The sequence below is a fragment of the uncultured Bacteroides sp. genome, assembly GCF_937912035.1.
Classification (GTDB): domain Bacteria; phylum Bacteroidota; class Bacteroidia; order Bacteroidales; family Bacteroidaceae; genus Phocaeicola.
This window is the reverse complement of record NZ_CALDPF010000024.1, coordinates 1-23791: the sequence shown is the minus strand read 5'-3', so window position 1 is coordinate 23791 and position 23791 is coordinate 1. Positions and strand designations below refer to the sequence as shown.

Sequence of the window (23791 nt, the reverse complement as noted above, 5' to 3'; positions counted from 1 at the left end):
TAGTTTTTAGTTTAAACGACTGACAACCAACAACTGACAACTAACAACTCTTTTTCCAACAACTAACAACTAAAAAGATGAATATCAGATTTACAAAAATGCATGGTGCCGGTAATGACTATATTTATGTCAACACTATCCAATATCCTATAGATGACCCTGAAGAGCTGGCTGTGGAGTGGAGTAAGTATCACACCGGAATAGGCAGCGACGGACTTGTACTTATAGGAGCGTCGCAAATTGCTGATTTCAGCATGCGTATATTCAATGCCGATGGCTCGGAAGCAATGATGTGCGGTAATGCAAGCCGTTGTATAGGCAAATATCTTTATGAGGAGGGACTGACAGCAAAGACTGAAGTTACACTGGAGACCCTTTCCGGAATAAAAATTCTGAAACTTCATTTGACAAATGATAATCATGTGGATGCTGTAACTGTCGATATGGGCGTTCCTAATGTTATTGGAAAGGTTCAGTTAGGCGACGGTTATGGATATACGGAAGGGATTTCTGTATCTATGGGGAATCCTCATTTGGTGATATTTGTAAATAATATATCAGAGGTGGACATCAATACCGTAGGACCGGCGCTTGAGAAACATCCGTTGTTCCCTAACCGTGTAAATGTTGAGTTCGCACAGGTTTATCAGGATAGAAGCATTCGTATGAGAGTATGGGAACGAGGTTCTGGTATAACCATGGCATGCGGTACAGGAGCCTGTGCTACAGCTGTGGCGGCATCATATATCGGCAAGTGTGGCAGGGAATCATCGGTGATAATGGATGGTGGCACACTTAAGATTAAATGGAACGAAACAGATGGGCATGTATATATGACAGGTCCTGCTGTAAAAGTTTTTGATGGAGAGATAAATGTTAGTAACCTCTAATAATCAATAACTAACATCTAACAAATTAAATATAATGGCGCAAATTAACGATAATTTTCTGAAACTGCCTGGCAGTTATCTTTTCTCGGACATAGCAAAGAAAGTGAACAGCTTCAAGGCGACAAATCCGGGCATCGACCTTATCAGACTGGGAATAGGTGATGTCACACGTCCGCTTCCTGAAGCCTGTATCGAGGCTATGCACCGTGCTGCGGATGAGTTGTCTTCATCTGTATCATTTCACGGATATGGTCCTGAACAAGGGTATGATTTTCTGATAGAGGCAATTATAAAAAATGATTTCGAATCACGTGGAATAAAACTTTCAGCTCATGAAGTTTTCATAAATGATGGAGCGAAGAGTGATACTGGAAATATAGGTGATATTTTCAGCCGTGAGAATAAGATAGCTGTTACCGATCCTATTTATCCTGTCTATATAGACAGCAATGTTATGGCTGGTAGGGCAGGAGAGTTGGCTAGTGACGGATGTTGGAGCAACATTACATATATGCCTTGTAATGAGGATAATAATTTTGTCCCTTCATTGCCGATGGAGCGAGCAGACATAATATATTTGTGCTATCCCAATAATCCTACTGGTACTACACTTACCAAAGATGAGTTGAAGAAATGGGTTGACTATGCACTGGCAAATGATTCTATAATATTTTTCGATGCTGCATACGAGGCATTTATACGCGAGGAGAATGTTCCGCATTCAATATATGAGATAGAAGGATCCAGACATTGTGCCATAGAATTCAGAAGTTTTTCTAAAACAGCAGGATTTACAGGAGTGCGTTGTGGCTATACTGTAATCCCTGATGAACTTGTTGCTACAGCGGCTGGCGGTACAAAAATTCAGCTCAATAAATTATGGTTGAGGCGCCAGTGTACAAAATTCAATGGTACAAGTTATATCACACAGCGTGCTGCTGAAGCAATATATTCTCCTGAAGGTAAGGAACAGGTAAAAGCGAATATTGACTATTATCTGGAAAATGCATATATAATGCGCGAAGGTTTGATGAAATCAGGAATGAATGTTTATGGAGGAGTAAATTCACCGTATCTGTGGCTCAAGACTCCTAAAGGTTACGACTCATGGAAATTCTTCGATATCCTGTTGGAGAAAGCACATTTAGTGGGTACTCCGGGGGTAGGTTTCGGTCCTTCGGGCGAAGGTTTTCTTCGACTTACAGCATTTGGAAAACGTGAGGACTGTATAGAGGCTATGCAACGTATTGAGAAATATATATAAACATACCATGACCTGCCAATTTTATGGTATTAATTACAATCTGTTTTGGTTTTATATGTATTTAGTAGAAGCGAAACTGCAGCGATGTAGTTTCGCTTTTTTATTGTAAAAATAAGTATTTCATATGTCTGAAAAAAATGCCTTGTCATTTAAATTCGAATGACAGCTCGTTTTAATTTAAATGACAGTTCGTTTTGGCTAAAACATCAAGGCCCTTTTTTAATATTCTATATGTGTCTGTATATAAGTATGTTAGCTGTTCTGTTCCTAAATGACAAGTATAACAAATGTTTCATCTTGATGTAAAAATGATACATGAAACATTTTTTATCGGGTGTGAAACATTTGTTACAAGGCTTTTGTACAGACCTTTATACATTTGCAACAAACAAAATTACTTAAAAACAGAGAATGCTATGAAGGCAGAAAAGAAACAACTATTGAAGAGAATGAATTCGGCTGTATTGTTACTAGCCATTGCATGTGCAACTTCTTATGCACAGGAGAAAAAAGAAAGCGGTGATAATAAAAAGGAAGAAGCAAACAGAAACGTTATGCTTAATGCCGCAAGTGCTAACGGTCCTCGTGAAATCCAGATTGGTCTTCCTTCGGCCGATGTGAACGTTCTTGAAAACGGTATTCCCGTTACTTATGCTACAAACCCTCACAGTGTGAACTCTCTTTGGCGTGCTGATGCCAGCCTTAGCCATGTGGGATTGCTTAAAATCTCAGAAACAGCTGTGACTACAGGTAACATCGGTTATGCCGTAAACTCTTTTACTCAGCTTGGTCAGGATAAATTCAACGGTACTTTAAATTATAAGACCAATCACTTCGGAATGCAGGAAGTTTCGCTTAATCTTAACGGCGGACTTGGTAAAGGTTGGTTATACAGCGCCAGCATGTATCAGGACTTCGATCCGGGAACATTCGATATCAAGGCGACTCCGTTCCAGGACCGTACACAGATATATAAATTTGCAATCACAAAGAAATATAATAATAACAGAGGTGCTTTTACTGCACTTTATAATTTCTCAAAGAGTCATCCGGTATATACGTTTGCCACTCAGTCTGCTCCATTCGTATATGTAGGCGACGGTAGTGTACGTGAATTCGGTGATTTTGCTCTTGGTACTACATCATATCTTCCTATGGATAACGAAATGGTGTACCGTGACATGCGTACGGGAGAAGTGAAAAAGACTAACCTATACGATGCTACAGAAAATATCGGTCATGTAGTGACATTGATGAACGATTATTCATGGGACAACGGCTTGAACTGGAAGACAGTGATGAAGTATGACCATTCTACAGGTTCTCTGGTATATCAGACTCCGATGTCACTTGACAAAAACGAAGCAGGTATCAATTATCAGTACGAAGCAGCCGACGGAAGCATGCAGCCTTATACAGGCGAATATGTACAGAGCCGTATGTCATGTCTGAACCGTGGATTTATCGATTCATTCATGTTTACTACAGAGCTTTCCAGAAAATTGAACAATGGAACATGGAGATTAGGTCTTAACGAATGGTATTACGATGTAGATTACAGCTCAAGTACAACAATGTACGATCAGTCTGTCCCTTCAGACGGCAGCTATCCTGTAAGACTGTACAATACAGATTATGCTTCATATGCTAGCCGCACATACGCAGGCAACGGTTATTATTACGACCTGAACAAAAATGCTTCGGAGTATTACAACGGATATGAAAACAAACTGGCACTTTACTTTACTCATGACTGGGATATCACAGATTTCCTGAATGTTTACTACGGTGCACGTCTTGAATATCAGGCATTGCGTGGTGAGAATGCAGCTGTAAAAGATGCAAATGGTAATTATGTAGGACGCTTCGCAAATTATAATCTTGGTGCAACAGCTCCTGACGGTGTTACAAAAATTGCGGCAACTCCTATGAGCTATGACTGGTTGAACTATGCTCTTACTGCAGCTGCAACATATAAGTTGACAAAACAGTTCGGTTTCACAGGTGACTTCACTTATATCACACAGCATCCTAAGATCGAGAATTTCGCTCCGGCTACATTGCCTAACGTTGACAAAATTTCTGTACCTTTGGGACGTGCCGGAATATATTACAACAATGAATGGTTGAGTTTGACATCACTCTTCTCATATATTTCAAAGACAAACAATAACTCAACTTTGAATCTTCAGCACAAAACAGATGCAGGACAGACTGAAATCATGGCTGCTCCTCTGACATATGATATAAAGACTTTGGGATGGACAACTGACGTTGTAGCACGTCCGTTCAAGGGATTTGATCTTCACTTCCTGTTCACATATCAGAAGCCGACTTACAAGAAGTATGAAACTTCAGTTACATTCTCAGACAATTATGTAGGAAGAATCAATGCAACAGGAAATATCGTAGCTGAAATTCCGCAGGTGATTGTTGAAATCGACCCAAGTTATATGATTACAAAAGACCTGAAAATCTGGACAAGCTTCCGTTATTTCAGCAAGACATATGCAAACATCAATGATGCATATTATTTCAACGGTCGTTGGGAAACATTCGGTGGTTTGAACTGGCAAGTTAACAAGAAACTGGCTCTTGGATGTACTGTAGTAAACTTCCTTAACCAGACAGGAGCAAAAGGTAGTATAGCAGGTGCCGAACTTATCGAAAAAGAAGATGCAGGACAGTATGCAGGACATGTAATGGCAGGTAGCTATATCCGTCCGTTCACTGTAGAATTTACTGCAAGCTTGAAATTCTGATAAAAATAAGTTATAGAAGTTAGTTCTTTTAACTGAATTAACTTCTATAATTTCAATAAATCCACTAAAAATAAACGAATTAAAAATATACAACCATGAAAAAGATTATCAATCATCTGGCAGTGGCTATGGCAGCTGTTTCCTTTACTGCATGTCAGCCACAGAAGAGTGGTCTTACCTTTGAACATCAGGGTGATACTCTAACAATAGTACATATTACAAATCCTTCAAAATATCTTATCCTTCCTATTCAGGAATCTTGTAATGAGGGTAAAGTGAAACTTGATACAGGAAGTCCTGCAGATATGGCAATGGACGTTCGTCTGGCTGTTGACAGCGTAGAATATTACGTACCTTTCGCATTACCACAGGGGGTAAAGGAAGCAGTTGTTACTATCGGACGTGTAGCTGCCAATGCGGTATGCTGGGATAATATCTCTCTTGCTGATACATTCGATACTTCGAATACTGATTATTACCGTCCTGAATATCATCACACTCCGCTTTACGGATGGATGAACGATGCTAACGGACTTGTTTACAAGGATGGCGAATATCATCTTTATTTCCAGTACAACCCTTACGGTTCAAAGTGGGGAAATATGCACTGGGGACACTCTGTAAGTAAAGATCTCGTACACTGGCAACATCTAGACCCGGCTATCGCACGCGATACATTGGGACATATCTTCTCAGGAAGTACAGTTATAGACAAGAATAACAGCGCAGGCTACGGCAAAGATGCCATGATAGCATTCTATACATCTGCCAGTGACGAACACGGACAGATACAGTGCATGGCATATAGCAACGACAACGGACGTACATATACAAAATACGAGAATAATCCTATCCTTACACCGTTTGACGGACTGAAGGATTTCCGCGATCCTAAAGTGTTCTGGTACGAGCCTGCACAGAAATGGTATATGATAGTTTCTGCAGACAAGAACATGCGTTTCTATTCATCTACAGATCTTAAACAGTGGGAATACCTCAGCCAGTTTGGCGAAGGCTACGGTGTACAGCCTAACCAGTTTGAATGCCCTGATTTTATCCAGCTTCCTGTTGACGGTAATAAGGACAACATGAAATGGGTTATGATAGTAAACATCAATCCGGGATGTCCTTTTGGCGGTAGCGCTACTGAATATTTCATTGGTGATTTCGACGGAAAAGAATTCAAATGCGATACAGACAAGAGCGTAACTAAATGGCTTGATTTCGGTAAAGACCACTATGCTACAGTTTGTTTCTCAAATACAGGTGACCGTATAATTGCAGTTCCATGGATGAGCAACTGGCAGTATGCCAACGTAACTCCTATACGCCAATATCGTGGAGCGAATGCATTGCCAAGAGAACTTTCTCTTTATACTAAGAACGGCGAAATATATATGGCTGCAAATGTTGTGAAAGAAACTGAAGCTCTTCGCAAGTCAACACGCAATATAGAAAGTCTTTCTGTAGAAGGTGAAACTGTGATAGACAGTATAACTGATGGATTGAACAGCGGTGTTGAATTGGAAATGGATATTGTTCCAGGTAAGGCTCAGACAGTTGGTTTCGACATAATGAATGCCAAAGGCGAGAAGACAAAAATCTATCTTGATCTGAAATCAGGTCGCGCCATAATGGATCGTACAGAAAGCGGTTTGATTGCTTTTGGTGAGAAAGCCGAACCACATTTCAAGGAAAATCATGACCGTCGCAAGACAGAATCTATAAACTATATCAATGATTTCGCTTTGGGAACATGGGCACCACTTTCATTGTGTGAAGGTAAGTCATATCATCTTAACGTTTTCGTAGACAAATGTTCTGTAGAACTTTTCGTTGACGGTGGACGTATAGCAATGACAAATCTTGTATTCCCGACTGAAGTATATAATTCTCTTCGTTTCTATACAGAGGGTGGTAAGGCAGAGGTTAAGAATTTGAGTATTCATAAATTAGGATTATAATAGTTATGAATACAACTTCACAAAACAACCTTTCCAGACTAATCCCTGTGATGCTCTGCTTTTTCGCCATGGGTTTTGTTGACCTGGTGGGAATAGCATCCAATTATGTGAAGGCAGACCTTGGCTTGAGTGATTCTCAAGCCAATATCTTCCCTTCATTGGTATTCTTCTGGTTTCTGATATTTTCAGTGCCAACGGGAATTTTGATGAACCGTATAGGCCGCAAAAAAACAGTACTGCTGAGTCTTGTAGTAACATTCGCTTCATTGCTTCTGCCTGTGTTTGGCGACAGTTACATGCTTATGCTTTGCTCGTTCTCTTTGTTGGGTATCGGAAATGCTCTTATGCAGACATCATTGAATCCGCTATTAAGTAATATCATCAGCGGTGACAAGCTGGCCAGTTCTTTGACCTTCGGACAGTTTGTCAAGGCAATAGCTTCATTCCTGGCACCATACATAGCTATGTGGGGAGCTACTCAGGCCATGCCTACATTTGGCCTTGGCTGGAGAATTCTCTTCCCTATATACATGATAATAGCCGTTATAGCCGTACTTTGGCTAGGTGCTACCCCTATAGAAGAAGAGCGTCCCGACAAGGCATCCGGTTTTGCCGATTGTCTTAAACTTCTAGGCTCTCCTTTTATCCTCCTTTGTTTCGTAGGAATAATGTGTCATGTAGGTATAGATGTCGGAACCAATACCACAGCTCCGAAGATATTGATGGAACGTTTGGGCATGAGCCTTGATGAGGCTTCTTTTGCAACCAGCCTTTATTTCATCTTCAGGACTATCGGCTGTTTCTCCGGCTCTATTATCCTTCAGAAAGTTTCTGCCCGTTCGTTTTTCCTGATAAGTGTACTCTGTATGCTTGCAGCAATGGTAGGATTGTTGACTTCAGATGCCGATTCAGTGATATACACATCCATCGCATTGATAGGTTTCGGTAATTCAAATGTATTCTCGATAATATTCTCTCAGGCTCTTCTTTCAATGCCTGAAAAGAAAAACGAGATATCAGGTTTGATGATAATGGGACTTTTCGGTGGAACTGTATTCCCGTTGTTTATGGGATTTGCTTCTGATGCAGCCGGTCAAGACGGAGCAGTGGCTGTGATGGCAGTAGGAGTTATCTACCTGCTCTTCTACACCATGAAATTGAAAAAATGAGTAGTGCTTATTAATTAGCTTTGTCGCCCGTCGGTTCTTGATTAACTACGTTGACCGTCGGTTCTTAATTTTTAATTTTTAATTCTTAATTGACTTAATTGAATATCATGAACGATATAGTAGTAGGAATGGGTGAAGCATTATGGGATGTGCTTCCCGAAGGAAAGAAATTGGGTGGTGCCCCTGCAAATTTTGCATACCACATTTCACAATTCGGTCTTAACAGCCGAGTAGTAAGTGCTGTTGGCGATGATAAACTTGGCACAGAAATTCTTGAAAATTTCCGTGAAAAGAAACTTTATGGAATAGTAGAAACAGTTCCTTATCCTACAGGAACTGTGCAGGTAGAACTGGATGCTGAAGGTGTTCCCTGTTATGACATCAAGGAAGGTGTTGCATGGGATAATATTCCTTTTACTCCTGCTCTGGAAGATTTGGCCCGTCATACTCGTGCAGTGTGTTTCGGCTCTTTGGCACAGCGCAGTGTTGTATCTCGTGAGACAATCAACCGTTTTATTGACGCTATGCCCGAAGGTGATGATATATTGAAGATATTTGATATAAATCTTCGTCAGGGCTTTTATACCAAGGAGATACTTTGTAACTCATTCAGTAAATGTAATATACTGAAGATAAATGATGAGGAACTGGTGACAGTGAGCCGTATGTTCGGTTATCCTGGTATTGATCTTCAGGACAAATGCTGGATTCTTCTTGCCAAGTATAATCTGAAAATGCTTATACTGACTTGTGGAGTGAACGGAAGTTATGTATTTACTCCAGGTTGTGTCTCATTTGTAGAGACTCCAAAGGTTGTTGTTGCTGATACAGTAGGAGCGGGTGATTCATTTACTGCTACATTTGTAGCTTCCATTCTTAAAGGAAAATCAGTACGCGAAGCTCACGAGCTTGCAGTAAAAGTATCTGCATACGTATGTACACAGAATGGTGCAATGCCTGTGTTGCCAGATGTGTATCTGGATTAATATGACATAGGTTAATAGTTTATAAATATAGTATGAGCGGTTGTTGAAACTTTGTATATTAAATTCAACAACCGTTTTTTATGTTATGCTTGCTTTTTCTTTAATACATCAGTAGGATTCTCCCCAAAAAACTCTTTATAGCATTTAGTGAAGTATGAAGGTGATGAAAATCCTACTTCGTATGCTATTTCCGATATACTTTTTTCACTTGAAGTTTTTATAATAGCATTTGCTTTATTAAGTCTTGCTATTCTTAATAACTCGTTAGGTGTATATCCTGTCAATGCTTTAGCCTTTCTGTACAGCTGTACGCGGCTGAATCCTATCTGTTCTCCCATTTCTTCTACGCTGAAATCGGCATTACCGATATTCTCATCAATCAGACGGCGCAGCTTTTCCACAAAACCTTTGTCTGTATCTGCCAGAGGAGTAGCATTGGTCAATGTCTTGTCTCCGAAGAAATCTTTCAGTCTTTTGCGGTTATCTATCAGATTGTGCAGTCTGGCCATCAGAAGTTCAGAACTGAATGGCTTGGATATGTATGAATCCGCACCACATTCATATCCTTTTATCTTCTGTTCGTCCATTGAGTATGCCGTGAGCATCATTACAGGAATATGTGATGTGCGTGGTTCTTCCTTCAGACGGCGGCAGCATTCCATACCATCCATTACAGGCATCATCACATCGCAGATTATCACGTCTGGCACTCCGGCAATAGCAAGTTTCAATCCTTCTTCTCCATTACCAGCTTCCATTACAGAATATTCATCTTCCAGTAATGATTTCACGTAGTCTCTGACATCCTGATTGTCGTCAATAACAAGCACTATTCCTTTCGATACATCTTTTTTGCCTGCATTATTGTTTTCTGCCTTAAGACTTTCCTGATCTGCCATAACTACAGCACCTTCTTTAAGATTGTTAAGCAGAGCTTTACGGTCAACACTTCCTGTTACAGTTCCATCCTGTTTTACAGGAATACAGATAGTGAATACAGTACCGCTACCTTCAGTGCTTTCCACATTAATCTCTCCATGATGCATTTCAACAAATGCTTTAACAAGTGCAAGACCTATTCCTGAACCGGCATGATGTACGTCTATTTGATAGAAACTCTCGAAAATGTGTTTAACGTGTTCCGCAGGCATACCTGTGCCTGTGTCAGTAAATCTCATTGTAATTTTCTCATCTGTTCCCCTATGTAAGCAGATGCTTATACAGCCGTTTTCCGGTGTAAATTTGAAAGCATTAGACAACAGGTTATAAGTTATTCTTTCCAGCATTTCTGCATCTGCTATGATGTTATAATCGCCTTCATCAGCGTTAAACCTGAATGTGATATGTTTTCTGTAGCTTAATGTACGAAACGCCTCTGCCCATTCTTTCATACAGTCCATTATGTTGAATTCAGAGAGATGCATTTCCAGCTTTCCGTTTTCAAATTTACGGAAATCCATTATTTGATTTATCAGTCTGAGAAGAACAGTTACATTTTTGTTTATAATATTGAGGAGGAATTTCTCTTCCTCTTTTATATTCTTGCTTTCCAGTAGTCGCTTTACTGGATCGGCAATGAGAGTAAGAGGCGTACGGAAATCGTGTGACACATTTGTGAAAAAAGACAGTTTAGCTTTGGTCGCTTCTTCCAATTTATGTGAAAGATCAATAAGCTGATCCCTTTGTTCTTCCAATTGCTGTTTCTGATTGGATAATTCGGCATTAAGTCTTATTTTTGTCCAATATGCCCTGACTACAAAGAATAACAAAACAGCAAGTAGAACCGCTATAATTATACATGCGTAAAGGAACATTTTTTGTGATGAATACCTCATGAGGTATGTGTCGAGCTTTCCATTTAGGAACTCAATTTTTCCGTCTAGGGTTCTGATATGTGCCGTCTGCATTTGCATTATTCTGGCATTTCCAGCGTTTACCAATGCTGATGAAAGTAGATTTTCCCTATCGTAAGATTTTTTCTCCAGTATTCTCATCGCTACCTGCACAGCTTTGTCTCCTCCAGTGGGATATATAAAAGTTGCGTCAAGGATGCCGTTTGTCACTAAGTCTACACCTAACTTTTCGCCAGCCAAAGCGTCCACTCCAACAAATAACATTTCTTTTTCGCGCCCTCTTTTTTTCGCCGCTTCATAAGCTCCTGATGCCATAGGGTCGTTTTGGGCAAAAACCAAATTGATATTGTTGTGTATTGAAAGTATTGAATCAAATTTGTGTTCCGCATTTTCCTTAAGCCATGCTGCGTCTGCAGTGGATATTATTTCTATATCAGGAAAGTCTTTCAATATATGGTTCATTCCCTTTTGTCTTTCCCTGGCTGGTGTAGAACCTTTGAGTCCGGTCAGCTCAACCATTCTTCCGTGTCCGTTCAATCTCCCTGCAATATAAGTTCCAATCTGCTGACCTATCAAGTAATTGTCTCCTCCCACGAATGCTGTATATTTGTCCGAAGTTATTTTTCTGTCTACCAGTACAACTGGAATTCCTCCGTCGTATGCTTTTTCTATTACAGGTGTTATAGCTTCAGCTTCGTTGGGGGACACTATTAGCAAATCTACACCTTTTGCTATAAAATCTTCTATATCTTTTATCTGTTTAAGATTATTGTCTTCTCCTGATTTTATTTCCACTTTCAGTCCCGGATAGAATAGAGCTTCACGTAATATTTCTTCGTTCATGCTGTTTCTCCATTCATCACTGCTACATTGCGAAACTCCTATAACTGGACTACGTTTTTTACCGGATATGGAAAATATTAAAATCAGCATGACAACAGATGCCGCTATGCAGAAAATGAAAACTATATGTTTGAAACTGATATGCTGCATTTTATTGAAATGGAGTAATAAATTAAGAACAAAGGTAGATAATAAATGAACAAATTACAAATGTCTTATAATAATCTGTGTAAATATTGTGATATTCTGTGGTTTAAATTTTTTTCAAAAGATTCTCAACATCTGCACGAATTCTGGCATACAGAGGTGAACCTTTATAATTAACGTTCTTGTGTATAACGACTTCTACACCAATTTGGGAACGTTGGTAATTGGTCAGTTCGTTATGAAGTTGCAAACTATGTAGAGCAAGGTCATGAATCTGTTGTTCTCTCTCGCGTCTGAGGACGGTGCATACTGGTATGAGCAGACGTAGAACGACATTGTCCATTATGTGATGTCCCTGAATAAACATGTACGTACTATCGGAAGTTACTCCAAGTGTAGGTAGTTCCTTCTTTAAGTCTTCTATTTCCTGTTTGGCTTCAGGATGTCTGCGTTCAAGATCCCGTAGTTTTTTTTCTACTTTCTTTGCCATGTGTTCAAGGCTACGTTCTGGATAACGTGTACTCACTTGATCCAGTTTGACATAAGAACAGAAATCAAGTAGTGAGAATTCGGCAAGAATGTGTTTCCTATAAAACCAAACGGACCATACAAAAAGTGGCCATGCAATTTCCGAGTATGCTTTCATAAATGCCGGAAAGTCTATAAGCTTGTGGTCATTGAGTGTTGCTGTTACGCATACATCGTGCAAACCTTCGGCATAGCAGTGAAAATTTTCTATGGCATAGGCATAAGTCTGCAGTACATACGGACATTCTATCATGTAGCGCGATGTGTTGGTACGTCCTTGCAGAAGGTAGTCATAGTCGCTGTCTACACAGGCTATCATGTTTTCACCAAGTTGTTTTCCCAACTGGTTCATGAGTACGGTCTTTTTACCTTTGGCGAGCGAACTTTGCGATGGAAGCATAACTTCGAAATAAACCTTGTCGTTTTCATACTCCGAGAGCAGGGCACGCCAGAACGAAATGTCGTCATAGCTCTCTACATACGCCACTATTTTCCTTTTTGCATGTTTGGGCTTCAGATTGTTGGCCGCACCTATATATAATGATGAAAGGTTTTCCGTAAGTCGTTTTCCCATATTAATTTCAAAGTTTTGAGTTTTAAGCTTTTAAGTTTGTACTTAAGGTGTTTACAAACTATAAAAACTTAGAGACTAATTAGTAGTAATGTCGCTCACTTCGGTCACTGCATCTACCCAACCGTTCATGATGAGAGCCGGAGAATGTGTTGTCAGGATAATCTGTACGTTAGGATTAAGACTTCTGATAAGTGTTATGAGCCTTTGTTGCCATTCTATATGAAGTGAAATCTCGGGTTCGTCCATGAACAGTGCACAGTGGGCATTGTCCTGTACAAGTACTGTCAGTAGAATGACCAGCATTTGTTTTTCTCCTGACGAAAGTTTATAAGGAGTGAGAATTTCTCCATCCTGTTCGATGAGAATTTCATTGCTTTTGCGGTTTATTTTCTTTCCTGTTTCGGCAAACAGTTCGTCTATCAGGTCCTGAAATTTTGTTTTAGGTTTAGAAATTTCGGCTGCCATCATCTGTTTCTCTGGATCTCCGCATGTCAGTAGTTCAATGATTCTGTTCCCGATGTTTACCTGATAATCCAGGTAACGTCGTTGTAGTTGGTAAAGTTGCCAGTCGAGTTCCGTACGTACATCCTGATCACCGATCTTTTTCAACAGTCCGAAGTCTATAAGCGGACGGTCGAAACTGCGGATAACGTCGAAAGGTATAAAATCTGCATCCTCCGGGCTGAATGTGAATGTCACTATATCCTTTATTCCGTTTGTGAGCTGTACTTCATTGTTTTCGTTCAGTCTTCTAACGGAACTGTTGAGTATGGAACTTTTTCCAATACCGTTCACTCCACTAAGGATATTGACATCTTTTCTCAAATCCCATGCAATGTCTTTTCTGCCCCAAAGGCCTTTTATGACAATACGCTTTATGAACTCGGCTTGTTTCTTCATTTTTTTGTTATTTTATTATTCTTGTCCAACAAATTTAGTTATTCTCTTTGAATAAATCAACCGTCGTTTATCAATTTTTCAAATATCTTGTAACTTTGCAGCAATTATAAAATTAAGGTAAAAAGAAATGAAAACTACTAATTTCAAGGCACATCTGGCATTGCTGTTAGCTGCCAGTATGTGGGGACTTATGGCACCTATAGGTAAGGCTGCTATGGAGGCTGGTATTTCCGGACTGGCACTTGCCAATATGCGTATGATAGGTGGTGCGGTATGTTTTTGGATAACATCATTGTTTGTCAGGAAAGAAGAAGTTCCGTCCCGTGATCTTATGTTATTGTTTTTTGCGTCAATGCTTGGGATCGTATGCAATCAGGGATGTTATACTTTCGGTTTGTCACTAACCTCTCCGGTGGATGCTTCCATTATGACTACCACTATGCCTATCGTTACGATGATACTGGCAGCCATATTTCTTAAAGAGCCTGTAACTCCGCTTAAAGTTGGTGGTATTCTTTTAGGATCTGTCGGTGCTTTGGCTCTTATCCTCAGTAATGCCGGTGGCAGCGAGAAGGAGGGAAGTGTGTTAGGCGATGTGTTGTGTGTAACTGCACAGATAAGCTTTGCTTGCTATCTTACAATATTCAAGAAACTTATATCCAAATACAGTGTGTTTACTCTGATGAAATGGATGTTCAGCTATGCAGCAATATGTTTTATTCCTTTTTCATATAGGGATTTCTCGGAAATGCAGTTTGCCGAGATACCAATGGAGGTATGGATGCAGGTAGGATATGTGATACTTTTCGGAACATATTTTGCATATATTCTTATGCTTGTAGGCCAGAAGACGCTTCGTCCTACTGTTGTCAGCATGTATAACTATATGCAACCGGTAGTAGGCTCTAGTGTGGCAATACTGATGGGTATGTCATCGTTCGGATGGGTAAAGGCAATTGCTGCAATATCAATTTTTGCAGGTGTATATCTTGTAACTCAGAGTAAGTCGCGCGCTGAAATGCTAAAGGAAGAATCTTCATCTAAATAATCAGAATCTGTAAATGAAGGAAAAATCGTATATAGTGTCTCCGGTGCTTCATCTTCAGCATCATTATGAATTGCTTAAGTCGGAATATGAGTATGAAAAAGAACAGTTCCGTCAGCAGACTGAGGTGATGGGTATAGGGCGAAAAGTGAAGCGTGGAATGTGCTGGTATCCTATATCTGTGGGAAGAAGTTACTATAATGCTCTCAACCAGTTTGTGGTGGAGATATTCCGTACCGAGGACAAGGAGATAGAGCATCTCTTTGAGTATGGCCGTCCTGTGTGTTTCTTTACTCAGGATGCCGGCGGGCGACTGACATATATGAATTTCGTTGCAACGGTGAATTATGTAGATGAGGACCGTATGGTGGTGATACTTCCAGGGCCGGATGCCATGATTGCCTTGCAGAGATATGATGTGCTTGGAGTACAGCTGTATTTTGACGAAACTTCCTATCGGCTGATGTTTGAAGCATTGAACCGCGTGATAGGTGCAAAGAACAACCGTCTTGCCGAGTTGCGTGATATCTTTCACGGACAGCAGCCTGTATCGGAGTTCTCTTTCAGTCCTATCAGATTTCCGTGGCTTAACCGCACTCAGGAAGAGGCTGTCAATAAGGTTCTTCATGCCAAGGATGTGGCTATTGTACACGGGCCTCCCGGAACAGGAAAAACTACTACTCTTGTAGAAGCTATATACGAAACGCTTCACCGTGAAAACCAGGTGATGGTATGCGCGCAGAGTAATATGGCTGTCGATTGGATAAGCGAAAAGCTTGTCGATAGGGGTGTAAGTGTATTGAGAATAGGAAATCCTTCGCGTGTGAATGACAAGATGCTTTCGTTTACATACGAAAGGAAATTTGAGTCGCATCCGGATTATTCACAGCTGTGGAGCATAAGAAAGGCTATCCGTGAATTGTATTCAGCTAACCGTAAAGGTGCCGACAGGGAGAGCATCAGACTGAAGATCAATTCTCTGAAAGACCGTGCCACTGAGTTGGAGATAAGGATAAACGAATCATTGTTTGCCGAGGCGAGAGTCATATCCTGTACATTGGTGAGCAGTGCGAACCGTGTACTTATAGGTCATAAGTTCGGTACATTGTTTATTGATGAGGCTGCACAGGCATTGGAGGCAGCATGCTGGATTCCTATTGCCAAGGCTGACCGTGTGATATTGGCGGGCGATCATTGCCAGCTTCCTCCAACGGTGAAAAGCCCTGTGGCATTACGTGGAGGATTGGGACATACACTGATGCAAAGCATAGTGGCAAATAAGCCGCAGGCTGTCTCTCTTCTTAAAGTGCAGTACAGAATGAACAATGAGATAATGCGTTTTTCTTCCGACTGGTTCTATGGCGGAATGTTGCAGTCGGCTCCCGAAGTGAAATATCGCAGTATCCTTGATTTTGATACCCCGATAGAATGGGTAAATACAGAGGGTATGGACTGCAACGAAGAGTTCATAGGCGAGAATTATGGCCGTATAAACAAGCAGGAAGCTGAACTATCTGTTGGAAAACTGAAGGAATATATAGAGAAGATAGGGCGCGAACGCTTTCTTGACGAGCGTATAGATGTGGGAGTGATTTCTCCATACAAGGCGCAGGTGCAGTATCTCCGTCAGCTGATACGCAAGGATGCATGGTTCAAGCCGTATCGTCAGTTTATTACTGTCAATACCGTAGATGGTTTTCAGGGACAGGAGCGTGATGTAATACTCATAAGTCTTGTAAGAGCCAATGAGGAAGGACAGATTGGCTTCCTTAATGACTTGCGACGAATGAATGTGGCGATAACACGTGCAAGGATGAAACTAATCATTTTGGGAGATGTTGCAACACTGACGAAACATCCTTTCTATAAGAAACTTAACGAGTATATAGAGAGCTTAGTTTGATATATTGTATAAGTCGTTAATTATTAACTTGATATAATATTTGCAGAACCTAATGGTTATAAGTCGAAAACGGTGTTTTCACTTTGTAATTCATTAGGTTTTGTTTATATTTGCGTACTTATTAATCACAATTTAATTTTTATGTTTAACGACTTATTACAATCGTCTTATTTCTCTGTATTCCTGATTGTTGCCCTAGGCTTTATGCTTGGACGCATCAAGATAAAGGGATTATCTCTGGATGTATCAGCCGTGATCTTTATTGCCCTGGCTTTCGGCCATTGGGGAGTTTCAATTCCAAAGGAACTTGGAAACTTCGGGTTAGTGTTGTTTATCTTTACAATCGGTATTCAGGCCGGCCCCGGATTCTTTGATTCTTTCCGTACCAAGGGCAAGACTCTAATTCTTATTACAGTGCTTATCATTGCGTCGGCATGTCTCACGGCCATAGGGCTGAAATATGCTTTCGGAATAGATACGCCAAGTGTTGTGGGACTTGTGGCAGGAGCTCTTACCAGTACACCAGGTCTTGCAGTGGCTATTGACAGCACTCAGTCACCATTGGCCTCAATTGCATACGGTATAGCATATCCGTTTGGAGTTATTGGTGTGATCCTTTTTGTGAAACTTTTGCCAAAGCTTCTTCGTGTAGATTTGGATGAGGAAGCAAAGCGCCTTGAGAAGGAGCGTCGCGGACAGTTCCCTGAATTAAGTACATGTGTATTCCATGTTACTAATGAAACAATTTGTGGCAAAACACTGGCACAGCTTAATATACGTGCATTGACTGGTGCAGTGGTTTCCCGTTTGAAGAGCGGTAATGAAATAGTTGTTCCTACAGCTTCCTTGGTTATAAATAAGGGTGATATAATTCAAGCTGTTGGTAGCGAGGAATCACTTAATAATTTGGCTCTTATGCTTGGTCAACGTGAGGAGGGCGAATTACCTTTGATAAATACTCAGGTGATAGAATCTTTGTTATTGACAAAGAAGGACATGATAAACAAACAGTTGGGAGATCTTAATCTCCAACGTAACTTTGGCTGTACTGTTACACGTATTCGCCGAAGTGGTATCGATCTTTCACCTTCACCTGAACTGGCATTGAAGTTTGGTGATAAACTGATGGTAGTAGGCGAGCAAGATGGTGTTCAGGCTGTAGGACGTCTATTGGGTAATGATGAAAAACGTTTGTCTGATACTGATTTCTTCCCTATAGCGATGGGTATTGTTTTAGGTGTATTGTTTGGAAAACTCAATATTTCTTTTGGAAGTGGAATGTCGTTTTCTCCTGGACTTACAGGAGGGGTATTGATGATGGCTCTTTTCCTTAGTGCAATAGGAAAGACCGGTCCTATTCTTTGGTCTATGTCTGGACCTGCAAACCAACTTTTACGTCAGTTGGGATTGTTACTTTTTCTTGCAGAAGTCGGTACATCTGCAGGAAAGAATCTAGTTTCTACTTTCCAAGAAAGCGGATTTCTGCTTTTCGGTGTAGGTGCTTTGATTACTATTGTTCCTATGCTGGTTGCTGCAATAGTAGGTCGTCTGGTTTTTAAGATTAGTATGCTCGATCTGCTTGGAACTATTACTGGTGGTATGACAAGTACGCCTGGTCTTGCAGCTGCTGATTCTATGACTGATAGTAATATCCCAGGAGTAGCTTATGCAACGGTTTATCCTATTGCAATGGTATTCCTGATATTGTTTATTCAGTTTATAGCATTAGTAGTGGTATAGTAAAAACTTAATTCCCGACAGTTTTATTGTGATAGCTGTCGGGGATTAATGTTTTTGTATATTATGACTTGAAGTCCGTACCTGCCGGACGCTGGAATAAGCGAAGGTTGAATTCTTGAACCATTGCCATTACATGTTCGAAAATTTCTGATTGCAGGGTTTCGTAAGGAATCCAGTCAGGTGTGTCGGAGAAACAATATATTTCAAGTGGCATACCTTCAGATGCAGGTTGCATCTGGCGTACCATAATCATAAGGTCTTTGTTCACTTTCGGATGATTGTTCAGATAGTTTAGAATATAATTCCTGAAGATTTCCAGATTTACCCTTTTTTCGTTTATGTCTGTTTTTGGGTCTATAAGACCTTTATTAATGAAACCTTGCATCTCTTCAGGTGTGCAGAAATGTACTGTGTTCATATCTATGTTTACCGAACGTTTTATTCTTCTTCCTCCCGTCTCACGCATACCCCTCCAGTTCTGGAATGAGTCACTCACTAGTGCGTATGGAGGTATTGTAGTAATTGTCTTGTCGAAGTTCTGTACCTTTACAGTAGTCAACGATACTTCTATAACATATCCGTCGGCTCCATATTTGGTCATCGTAATCCAGTCACCCGGACGCAGCATGTCGTTTGCTGATAGCTGCACACCAGCCACAAGTCCCAAAATGCTGTCCTTGAATATCAACATAAGCACTGCTGCCGATGCACCCAGCCCGGCAAGTATGCTCGTAGGATCCTGATCCATTAGAATGCTTATCAGTATTATTATACCAATGGTGATTGTTATGAGTTTAATCATTTGGTATATACCTTTGAGAGGACGATTTTTAAGCTTCTCGTGTTCGCTGGATATGTTGTATAGTGAGTTGAGGAATGTCCCTATCAGGAGAATGGTAACAATATCCAGGTATATCAGACAAAATTTTAGTGTGAAATCCAGCAGTTTGGGAGATTGGTCTAGTGCAAAAGGTAATAAGGCATAAAGTATTATAGGTGGTATCATACGGCTGAATGCCTTCATCATTTTTGTATTAAATAGATAGTCGTCCCATTTTGCTTTAGTGCGTGCTGTTATTTTGTGGATAAGTGGGATTATAATATGTCTGAATGCTTTTGTACACAAGTAAGTGATTATTAGAATTACTGCAAGTAGAGTCAGTTGTGTCCCCCAGTTGATATCTCTTTTTCCTACGCCAATATTTTGAAGGAGTAGGGCTATTTCTTCGTTTAATTTGTAGTTCATTTTCTTGATTTCTTAAATTCAATGCAATATAAATGATTTTTCCGAGGTGTGCAAATTTGATTTTTATGGTTTCTTTTTTTAAAGCCATTTTTTTGTTATGAAACATAGTTGGAAAATGCTTTGTCATTCGGACTTAAATGGACTGTTATTTTGATTAAAATGAACTGTCATTTTTTTAAAACGTATCAACAAGAAATTTAGTCATAAAAACTTGTAGTATTCATTGTTTTTGCGAAACTTTTAATTAAGTTTGCAAATAACTCATTTTTTAGATTATGCGATATTCTATTATAGTGCCGGTATATAATCGTCCGGACGAAGTTGATGAACTGTTGCAGAGCCTATTACAGCAGACATATACTGATTTTGAGGTGATTATAGTGGAGGACGGATCGGCTGTGCCATGCAAGGATGTTGTAGATAAATATGTTGTCTCGATGAACATCAGATATTATTCCAAACCAAATTCCGGGCCGGGACAGTCAAGAAATTATGGTGCAGAAAGAAGTCATGGCGAATATCTTATAGTTCTTGATTCCGATTGTATACTTCCCCCAGATTATCTTAAGTCAGTAGAGGAGGAATTGATTTCTGAACCAGCTGACGCTTTTGGAGGTCCTGACAGAGCCCATTATTCGTTTACGGATACGCAGAAAGCTATCAACTATTCTATGACGTCTTTTTTTACTACAGGAGGTATCCGTGGTGGCAAGAAAAAGATGGATAAGTTCTATCCGCGCAGTTTCAATATGGGTATACGTGCAGATGTGTATAAGGCATTGGGAGGTTTTTCTGATATGCGATTCGGAGAAGATATAGATTTCAGTATACGTATATTCAATGGTGGGTATTCATGTCGCCTGTTTCCCGAAGCATGGGTGTGGCATAAGCGTAGAACTGATATGAGAAAATTTTTTAAGCAGGTTCACAATTCAGGTATTGCACGTATTAATCTTTATAAAAAATATCCTGAATCGTTGAAATTAGTACATATTTTACCAGCTGTTTTTACGATTGGAGTTTTTGTTTTAGTGCTTGCTATTCTTTGTGGAATATATTTATTATCATTGGCGTCTTCCACTCCCGATGTAGTTAGTTATAATCTTATGAACTCATGGGGAATTTGTCTCCTGATAATAGGTGTCCTGCCTTTACTGTTGTTTTCGTTAATAATATTTATTGACTCATCAATACGGAATAAGAATCTGAAGATAGGATTGATTTCTATACTTTCATCGTTTATTCAGTTGACAGGGTATGGAAGTGGTTTTCTTATTGCATGGTGGAAACGTTGTATAAATGGTAGAGATGCGTTTTCTGCATTCGAAAAAAGTTTTTATAAATGACAGAAAGATTATCAATAAACCAATGGGCCGAAGAAGACCGTCCTCGTGAAAAGATGCTCATGCACGGAGCTTCGTCTCTTTCTAATGCAGAACTGCTAGCCATACTGATTGGTTCTGGAAATACGGACGAGTCGGCAGTGGAACTGATGCGCAAGGTACTTGATAAGTATAATAATAGTCTTAGCGCATTGGGTAAATGTTCTGTAAGCGATTTATGTAAATTTAAAGGAATAGGTCCAGCTAAGGCTATTACTATTCTTGCAGCCTCAGAACTTGGCAAACGAAGAAAAGACGAAAAACTGGAAGAAAGAAAACCTATACGTTCTTCCGAAGATATTTATAGTTATTTTCATCCTCTTATGTGTGATTTACCTGTAGAGGAATGTTGGGTGATGTTTCTTAATCAGGCTTCAAAAGTTATTGATGTAACAAGGATAAGTCAGGGTGGACTAGCTTCTACTCAGGTTGATGTACGTGTTATACTGCGTGAAGCTCTTTTGAAACGTGCCACATCGATGATATTGAGTCATAATCATCCATCTGGTAATGTTCGTCCAAGTGCTGACGACGACAGGTTGACGCAGGCTTTGTTTCAGGCTTCAAAGATGATGAACATACGTATGCTTGATCATGTTATAGTTACCGATGGAGCATACTATAGTTATGCTGATGAAGGTAGAATATGATGGAAAGTAAAATTTATGTATCTTTGCAGTATTGAATATAACAAATATAAATATATGAACAACGAAGAAAAAATAAAGATAGAAGAGAAGATAATCGATATGCTGAAGACAGTATATGATCCTGAAATTCCTGTAAATGTTTATGATTTAGGACTTATATATAAAATAGATCTTCAGGACAATGGTGAATTGACAGTGGATATGACGCTTACAGCTCCAAACTGCCCGGCTGCAGATTTCATAATGGAGGATGTACGACAGAAGATAGAATCAGTTGATGGTGTTACATCGGCACAGGTAAATCTTGTGTTTGAACCTGAATGGGACAAGGATATGATGACGGAAGAAGCCAAATTAGAGTTGGGTTTCATGTAAAATATAATATAAAACTAAGGTATAACTATGAATGAGATGAAGAATATATATTTCATTTCCGATGCTCATTTGGGCTCGCGGGCTATACCTCACGCTCGTACTCAGGAAAGACGACTTGTAAATTTTCTCGATAGTATTAAGAATAAGGCTGCTGCTGTGTATATGCTGGGAGATATGTTTGATTTCTGGTATGAATTCAAGACTGTAGTACCAAAAGGCTATACACGTTTCCTTGGCAAGATATCAGAACTTACTGACAACGGAGTTGAAGTTCATTTCTTTATCGGGAATCATGATATCTGGTGTGGAGACTATCTTGAAAAAGAATGTGGAATGATTATTCATCGTACTCCATTGACATGTGAGATTTATGGAAAGGAGTTTTTTATGGCTCATGGCGATGGATTAGGGGATGATGACAGAAAATTCAAACTTCTCAGAATGATATTCCATAGTAAAACACTGCAACGCTTGTTTTCAATGCTCCATCCGAGATGGAGTATAGACTTCGGTCTTGAATGGGCAAAACACAGTCGTATGAAGCGCAAGGATGGTAAAGAACCTGAATATATGGGTGAAGATAAAGAACCTCTTATATTGTTTACAAAGAAATATCTTGAGACTCATCCTGATATTAACTACTTCATATATGGACACAGACATATTCTGTTTGATATGATGCTTTCAAAATCGTCAAGAATGATGATACTTGGTGATTGGATATCGGAATTTTCATATGCCGTGTTCGATGGAGAAAATATGTTTTTGGAACAATATATCGAAGGTGAAACACATCTTTGATGAATTTTTATGAACAAAAGGACATCTATAGTGTTATATCATCAAAAAAAACAGTATTATGAAAGTAATAAACCTTGCAGAAACCAATTCTATACTAAATCAGTATGTGGCTGAGATGCGTGATGTAAATGTTCAGGGAGACAGAATGCGTTTTCGTAGAAACATTGAAAGGATAGGGGAACTTATGGCGTATGAAATAAGCAAAGGCCTTGACTATTCCAAAAAGAAAATCCAAACGCCTTTAGGTATTGCTGAAGCCAGTACACCAGATAATAATGTTGTGATAGCGACAGTATTTAGGGCCGGACTTCCACTTCATTATGGTTTTTTAAATATTTTTGACAAGGCTGGAAATGCATTCGTTTCTGCTTATCGCTATTATAAGGATAAAGAACACAGGGATCTTGATGTAAGAATAGAATATATTGCAACTCCCGACCTTACGGATAAGACTGTTTTGCTTGTTGATCCAATGCTTGCTACAGGAGAAAGTTTGGAACTTGCGTGGAGAGCTTTCACAACAAAAGGAATTCCTGCTAGACTTATCATTGCTTGTATTATTGCAAGTCAGCCAGGTGTTGACAGAATAAAACGTGTTTTTGAAGGTCAAGATGTAACTCTTTGGTGTGGGGCTATAGACCCAGATATAGATGAACATTCGTATATCGTACCAGGATTGGGAGATGCTGGCGATCTTGCTTATGGTGAAAAAATCTGATATAAAATAAAATGGCATATTAAATTTAATATGCCATTTTATTTTATATCA

The 23791-nt window shown here is 39.7% G+C and carries 18 protein-coding genes; 14 read left to right on the top strand and 4 right to left on the bottom strand.

The genetic code is table 11. The features are described from left to right. Positions 1-77: 77 nt before the first annotated feature. From dapF to Q0486_RS04400, 6 genes are all read left to right on the top strand, one after another. Positions 78-890, top strand: a complete 813-nt coding sequence (gene dapF, locus Q0486_RS04425) for a diaminopimelate epimerase (protein ID WP_299230612.1) — start codon at positions 78-80, stop codon at positions 888-890. Positions 891-924: 34 nt separating this feature from the next. Continuing rightward, positions 925-2154 (top strand): LL-diaminopimelate aminotransferase, encoded by a 1230-nt coding sequence (locus Q0486_RS04420; RefSeq protein WP_299230610.1) that lies wholly within the window; start codon positions 925-927, stop codon positions 2152-2154. 416 nt (positions 2155-2570) lie between these two features. Beyond that, the gene (locus Q0486_RS04415) at positions 2571-4916 is read left to right on the top strand and encodes a TonB-dependent receptor (RefSeq protein WP_299230608.1); all 2346 of its coding nucleotides are present in this window, start codon (positions 2571-2573) and stop codon (positions 4914-4916) included. Positions 4917-5011: 95 nt separating this feature from the next. Next, positions 5012-6880, top strand: a complete 1869-nt coding sequence (locus Q0486_RS04410) for a DUF4980 domain-containing protein (RefSeq protein WP_299230606.1) — start codon at positions 5012-5014, stop codon at positions 6878-6880. 5 nt (positions 6881-6885) lie between these two features. Beyond that, a complete protein-coding gene (locus Q0486_RS04405) occupies positions 6886-8049 on the top strand; it encodes an MFS transporter (RefSeq protein WP_299230604.1) in 1164 nt (387 codons plus the stop codon). A gap of 107 nt (positions 8050-8156) precedes the next feature. Then, a complete protein-coding gene (locus Q0486_RS04400; protein ID WP_299230603.1) occupies positions 8157-9035 on the top strand; it encodes a carbohydrate kinase in 879 nt (292 codons plus the stop codon). An 83-nt stretch (positions 9036-9118) separates the two neighbouring features. Here Q0486_RS04400 and Q0486_RS04395 read toward each other — a convergent pair whose 3' ends face one another. The 3 genes from Q0486_RS04395 to Q0486_RS04385 all read right to left on the bottom strand — a co-directional run bounded on the left by Q0486_RS04395 (position 9119) and on the right by Q0486_RS04385 (position 13880). Continuing rightward, positions 9119-11821: a substrate-binding domain-containing protein gene (locus Q0486_RS04395; RefSeq protein ID WP_299230627.1), complete on the bottom strand. Its 2703-nt coding sequence runs from the start codon at positions 11819-11821 to the stop codon at positions 9119-9121. Between the two features lie 163 nt (positions 11822-11984). After that, positions 11985-12980, bottom strand: a complete 996-nt coding sequence (locus tag Q0486_RS04390; protein ID WP_299230602.1) for a DUF4435 domain-containing protein — start codon at positions 12978-12980, stop codon at positions 11985-11987. Between the two features lie 75 nt (positions 12981-13055). Next, a complete protein-coding gene (locus Q0486_RS04385) occupies positions 13056-13880 on the bottom strand; it encodes an AAA family ATPase (protein WP_299230600.1) in 825 nt (274 codons plus the stop codon). A gap of 127 nt (positions 13881-14007) precedes the next feature. Between Q0486_RS04385 and Q0486_RS04380 the strand changes: the two genes are divergently transcribed. The 3 genes from Q0486_RS04380 to Q0486_RS04370 all read left to right on the top strand — a co-directional run bounded on the left by Q0486_RS04380 (position 14008) and on the right by Q0486_RS04370 (position 18568). Then, entirely contained in the window at positions 14008-14928 is a 921-nt protein-coding gene (locus tag Q0486_RS04380) for a DMT family transporter (protein ID WP_299230598.1), read from the top strand. A gap of 13 nt (positions 14929-14941) precedes the next feature. Beyond that, positions 14942-16828, top strand: coding sequence for an AAA domain-containing protein (locus Q0486_RS04375; RefSeq protein WP_299230596.1), 1887 nt, complete (start codon positions 14942-14944; stop codon positions 16826-16828). A 141-nt stretch (positions 16829-16969) separates the two neighbouring features. Then, complete coding sequence (locus tag Q0486_RS04370) at positions 16970-18568, top strand: TrkA C-terminal domain-containing protein (RefSeq protein WP_299230594.1); 1599 nt, start codon at positions 16970-16972, stop codon at positions 18566-18568. A 61-nt stretch (positions 18569-18629) separates the two neighbouring features. Here Q0486_RS04370 and Q0486_RS04365 read toward each other — a convergent pair whose 3' ends face one another. Beyond that, on the bottom strand, positions 18630-19814 hold the full coding sequence (locus Q0486_RS04365; protein ID WP_299230593.1) for a mechanosensitive ion channel domain-containing protein: 1185 nt from the start codon (positions 19812-19814) through the stop codon (positions 18630-18632). 275 nt (positions 19815-20089) lie between these two features. Here Q0486_RS04365 and Q0486_RS04360 point away from each other — a divergent pair, with 275 nt between their 5' ends. Genes Q0486_RS04360 through upp form a run of 5 tightly spaced genes read left to right on the top strand, consistent with a single transcriptional unit; the run spans position 20090 to position 23740 of the window. Further along, positions 20090-21160 (top strand): glycosyltransferase, encoded by a 1071-nt coding sequence (locus Q0486_RS04360; protein ID WP_299230591.1) that lies wholly within the window; start codon positions 20090-20092, stop codon positions 21158-21160. Continuing rightward, on the top strand, positions 21157-21846 hold the full coding sequence (radC, locus tag Q0486_RS04355) for a DNA repair protein RadC (protein ID WP_299230588.1): 690 nt from the start codon (positions 21157-21159) through the stop codon (positions 21844-21846). Before Q0486_RS04360 ends, radC begins: the two co-directional genes overlap by 4 nt. Before the next feature lie 54 nt (positions 21847-21900). Then, positions 21901-22221, top strand: coding sequence for an iron-sulfur cluster assembly protein (locus tag Q0486_RS04350; RefSeq protein ID WP_299230586.1), 321 nt, complete (start codon positions 21901-21903; stop codon positions 22219-22221). A 36-nt stretch (positions 22222-22257) separates the two neighbouring features. Next, positions 22258-23022 carry a UDP-2,3-diacylglucosamine diphosphatase gene (locus tag Q0486_RS04345; protein ID WP_299230584.1) on the top strand — a complete coding sequence of 255 codons (765 nt, stop codon included), beginning with the start codon at positions 22258-22260 and terminating at the stop codon, positions 23020-23022. Positions 23023-23080: 58 nt separating this feature from the next. Continuing rightward, positions 23081-23740 carry a uracil phosphoribosyltransferase gene (gene upp / locus Q0486_RS04340; RefSeq protein WP_299230582.1) on the top strand — a complete coding sequence of 220 codons (660 nt, stop codon included), beginning with the start codon at positions 23081-23083 and terminating at the stop codon, positions 23738-23740. The last annotated feature ends 51 nt before the right edge of the window (positions 23741-23791 follow it).